This is a genomic window from Caldicoprobacter sp. (assembly GCF_047459465.1).
Taxonomy (GTDB): Bacteria; Bacillota; Clostridia; order Caldicoprobacterales; family Caldicoprobacteraceae; genus Caldicoprobacter.
Window position 1 is genome coordinate 1 of record NZ_VSCO01000145.1, and the last position, 4,496, is coordinate 4,496.

Here is a 4,496-nt window from a genome sequence, read left to right on the forward strand (position 1 = left end):
TATATATATAAACGCCAATAACGATGTAAAGCCCAAAACGACGATCAATACGGCTGTTATGGCAGATGAAATGCCCATTTTTAACTTTTCGTTTACGGTAAAAAAGGTGACCAGTCCAAAGGCTATAAAGGGTACGGCGAATATTAAGCCTTCGAGATAGTACGGTTCCACTGTTTCCATGATTACAAGGGCATATACCCCGTAAATAGAACGAAGGAGATTATCGTTATTATGGCCGGGAAAGGCGCCTTTTTGAATATCGATAGCAATGGCGCTTTAATGCTTTTTATGGATGCCACCCTCCCAGGTATTAAATTGCTAACGGGTTTTTAGTAGATCCCTACCGCTTTTTCTGAATTAGCCATAACCTGTACTATTAATTACTATACTGGTATACATTGTATTTTACGTTGCTCTTATCGAAAGTTATATGAAAATTCCATATTGCAATACGCCGGCAAGTGCCCAAGGACCATCGGTATTTTCTTTAACCGGTAAATTTTTTATCGCCTCTAAAACGGCATCACTCATATTTACTTCAGGCGTTTGATAGCTGGTTTAAGGGTTATGCATTGAATTATGCAGGCCAATTCGGTTACCCCTTTTATAGGCTTTGCTTATGTTGGAAAGAAAAGAAGGGCGGGGTTAAGCCGTGTGTTCGAAGCTAAATTTTCGCATTAAATTTTTTCTTTAAGTAAAAAATAATGGTTAGAATAAGGTTATGACAAGGAGGATAAAGGATGCACAACGGTGAGGCCATAAAATCCCTAAACCAGCTATTACAGGGAGAATATATGGCAGTTGAGAGCTTTAACAACTTTTTATCCAGGTTGGATGAAGAGAATGTCAGGCAGGTTTTCAAAGAAGTACAGAAACAGCACAGGGAAAACATAAGCAGATTGGCAAGTTATATTCAGGATATCGGGGGAAAGCCGGAGGAGAATCTGGGGCTGAAGAGAAAGATGGGGGAAATAAAAATCAATATGGATTTGGGGTCTCACCCGGATACGGCCAAGATCATAGAAAAGGCCATTGAAGGGGAAACTCAAGGGGTCAACATGGCCGAGAAAGTCCTAAGGGGCAACCTAGACGACAGGTCGAGGGACGTTGTAGGCGAAATACTGAACAACGACAGAAAATCGATCGAGAAGCTAAAGAGCCTGCTAAAGTCAATAACAGATAATCGCGACATTTCATACTCAATATTAATTGTACAATAACGGTATCACCACAGTCTATCTATACTGGCTCTTATCCTGGATAACTGCCCATAATAAAATGAAGGGCATATAAAGCCCTTCACCAACGGCTTTTATGATATTTTCGAACTGTACGGCCGCTTTACAGCCTTACGGTTTGACCGCTTTTTATCTCAACGGGCTGATTGTCTACTTTCAACCAAACGGATATGGCCGAGGGGTTATATACTACATCCCCTTTTGCCGAGAATTCAAGGGCTCTTAGCGCTTTTATGTATCTTACTATCTCGATATTGGTAGCGTACCAGATATCCTCCCTGCCTGACATAAGCTTACAAAAATCTTCTATAAGCTGCCAGTTATTCTGCCTTTCAAATTCGAAGCTGTGTCCCCATACATACATAAGCTTTAGCTTTCCTTCATATTTATACTCCAGAAACCTTCGTCCCATCTCCATTAAATTATCGTTATGGTGGCAAGTTGGCGACCAGGTTAAAAAGTTATCGGGTATACGAAAATCTTTATGGGATGTAACGGTCCTTGCGTATTCAATGCCCAGGCCGGGCAGCATGTCTACAATCTTTTGGTTGTAGACCCCAAAGGGATAGGACATTCCTTTTACGGGGTATCCAACTAAGGACTCCAGGGCCTTTCTGTCCTCCATTATTTCTTCCACTACTGCTTCAACGGGTATACAATCTAAAAATGGATGGGTTCTTGTGTGAACTGATACCTCGTGGCCATGGTATAGCTGCGCTACCTCATCTGGCGAAACAAAAGGCTCCTTTCCCAGATTCCCAGAGTTTAAATGGAAAGTCCCCTTTATTCCGTACCTGTTAAAAATTTCAACCAACCTTCTGTCAAATATCTGTCCATCATCGTAGCTCATGGTCAAGGCTTTTGTTTTTCCGTGAGGGAACAGATCGAATTTGATGTTCATCGTTATCACCTCGTTAAACAGCATTTTATTCTTCAGTTGTAAAGGGCGAAGCGGGCAAGCCTTCCCTGTTGTAAAGGTTAGCTCCCTCCGGGTTATCGGCCCATGCATACCGTACTGCAACGGGATTTGGAATATCATCGTGCCAAACTACTACGCGATCATCTTCTATGATGGCCTTTGCCCATACGAACTTTTTATCTCGGCCGGCTATTGCAAAGTGCTTTAGCTGACCACCGCCTTTTACCATCAATCCGCTGCCTATATTGGAAAACTCGATTATAGCTTTGTTACCTTCTACCCTCATGGATTTATAAAGTGGGCCTGAGGCCACCAGGTCTTTTTCGCCGTATGCCAGCTTTCGGGCAAGTAGGGCAAGCCTTTCTCCCACATCTTTTTTGTTTAACGGATGCAGGTCATTCCATTCTCCAAGGTCAATGGCCACGGCCATACCCGTATTGGGAAGGCACAGCGCCCTTCGCTGTTCTTCTCTCAGCTGGGCCCATTGGCTTTCGGAAGGCTGATCTTTTGCCTCCATGAAGTTTGCCAGCTGCACATAGAGGAAGGGAAAATCGCCCTGCCCCCATTTCTTCCTCCAGTCGGCTATCATGGCACAGAACTTTTCGCAGTATCCTTTAGGATCATCGGTGTTGGATTCGCCCTGGTACCATATGACGCCCTTGATACCGTAGTTCAAAAGCGGGGCGATCATGCCGTTGAATAGTCCGGTGGGCTTATATTGAAAGAAGGTCACAGTCGGTAACGGTTCATCAATTGCCGCTCCTACCCTGTACTGCCATTCCCCTTCCAGGTTAATTTCATAGCCATGGCCAAAAAGCTTGTATATCTTGCCCTTTACGAATTCACCATTGCCGTCGTTGCTTATGACCCTTACAGTAATTACATTTTTGCCCGCTTTGAGAAGGCCGGCAGGAACCTCATATTTTCGAGGAGGATAGCGGTATGAAGTGGAACCCACTAAAACGCCGTTGACATAAGTCCGGTCGCTGTCCACTATAGTACCCATATAAAGCTTTGCGGGTTTACCGGCCATGAAGGCAGGTACATCGATTTCCTTCCTGAACCATACCGCTCCCTTTATCGAATCCAGTCCCATTTCTTTCCATGAGGCCGGCAGTTTCACCCTTGCCCAATCCGATGCATCATATTCCGGGGCGAACCAAGGTACATGGTCTTTTTGGATTCCCTTGTCGTTTTCGTCTATGCTTTCATACCAGGCACGGACTTTGGCTTCTTCCATCTGTTTTATGGTGTCTATGTATCCGTCAACCCTCAGCTGCTCCACTATTTCCATGTTTCCGGGGAATTGCCTTACCACTTCTTCGCTCATCCAGGCCTCTATCGGTGTCCCGCCAACGCATGCCTTTATCAAACCTATGGGAATACCGTATTTTGCAAACAAGGCTTTTGCAAAGAAATATCCCACTGCTGAAAATCTCAGGACGGTATCGGCATTCAGCGGTTCCCAAATGCCACCATCCAGATCTTCTCTGGGCCCGTTAAAATCATATCTGTCAGGGACTGTAAACTGCCTTATTAAAGGGTTGTCACAATGCGCTATCTCATCCTCATAGATATCTTTTACCCTTTCCATAGGTATAACCATGTTTGACTGCCCGGAACAGACCCAGACATCTCCGATTAATATATCCTTCACGATAATGCGTTGCTGGGATGCCGTTATTTCCATTGAATGGGGTCCACCGGCTGGCAATTTGGGCAGGAGTACCTCCCATTTTCCTTTGGCGTCAGCCGTGGAACTATAAGTTTGGCCCATAAAACTGACCGTTACAGTTTCGCCCGGTAAGGCCCACCCCCAGATCTTTATATCCTTATCCCTTTGTAATACCATACCATCACTTATAAGTCGGGGCAATCTGAGTGCCATAATCAATCCCCTCTTTGAAGTTGGTTTATGCAGTATCCCGCATTATACGCCCTTATGCCATGACTTTTTTGATAATTCCGACAATTATTTAATTGCTTTCCAGTTCGATTAAATTTTAACACGCTACTCTAAAAATAACAAGGGTTCATACGGGGTTGAGCGCCATGTTGTATAGAATTGTGTTAATATTTATAATAAATCAAAAAGCATTTCATTTTAATTTCAATTGACGGCCACTATCCGAATGCGAAAACTATATTGATAATTTAGGGGGGTAGGGAAGTATGTCGATGAAAGGGTACAAAAATTTTACGGCAGCCATCTATTGTCCTGTGGGCGATTTGATCGGCATTACCGACTTGGATGAGTTTGCAAAGCGCTTTGAGTGGATTGAAAAGCACGTCAAAGTGGGGAAGGTATATCTGGAGACCCACAGGCACGGCGTGGTGAT

The 4,496-nt window shown here is 44.1% G+C and carries 3 protein-coding genes and 1 pseudogene; 1 reads left to right on the top strand and 3 read right to left on the bottom strand.

From position 1 onward, the window contains the following. Positions 1 to 180, bottom strand: a pseudogene (locus FWJ59_RS08210) (hypothetical protein); the annotation flags it as partial. A gap of 560 nt (positions 181 to 740) precedes the next feature. Here FWJ59_RS08210 and FWJ59_RS08215 point away from each other — a divergent pair. After that, positions 741 to 1,220 carry a DUF2383 domain-containing protein gene (locus tag FWJ59_RS08215; RefSeq protein WP_414481463.1) on the top strand — a complete coding sequence of 160 codons (480 nt, stop codon included), beginning with the start codon at positions 741 to 743 and terminating at the stop codon, positions 1,218 to 1,220. A 121-nt stretch (positions 1,221 to 1,341) separates the two neighbouring features. On the opposite strand, the gene FWJ59_RS08220 is transcribed toward FWJ59_RS08215, so the two are convergent. Both FWJ59_RS08220 and FWJ59_RS08225 read right to left on the bottom strand, forming a co-directional pair. Continuing rightward, positions 1,342 to 2,139, bottom strand: coding sequence for a polysaccharide deacetylase family protein (locus FWJ59_RS08220; protein WP_414481464.1), 798 nt, complete (start codon positions 2,137 to 2,139; stop codon positions 1,342 to 1,344). Positions 2,140 to 2,164: 25 nt separating this feature from the next. After that, positions 2,165 to 4,045: a sialate O-acetylesterase gene (locus FWJ59_RS08225; RefSeq protein WP_414481465.1), complete on the bottom strand. Its 1,881-nt coding sequence runs from the start codon at positions 4,043 to 4,045 to the stop codon at positions 2,165 to 2,167. Positions 4,046 to 4,496 lie beyond the last annotated feature (451 nt).

Coding starts and splice junctions, on each gene's coding strand:
- FWJ59_RS08220 (WP_414481464.1), bottom strand. CDS start 2,139: ATGAACATCAAATTCGATCTGTTCCCTCACGGAAAAACAAAAGCCTTG.
- FWJ59_RS08215 (WP_414481463.1), top strand. CDS start 741: ATGCACAACGGTGAGGCCATAAAATCCCTAAACCAGCTATTACAGGGA.
- FWJ59_RS08225 (WP_414481465.1), bottom strand. CDS start 4,045: ATGGCACTCAGATTGCCCCGACTTATAAGTGATGGTATGGTATTACAA.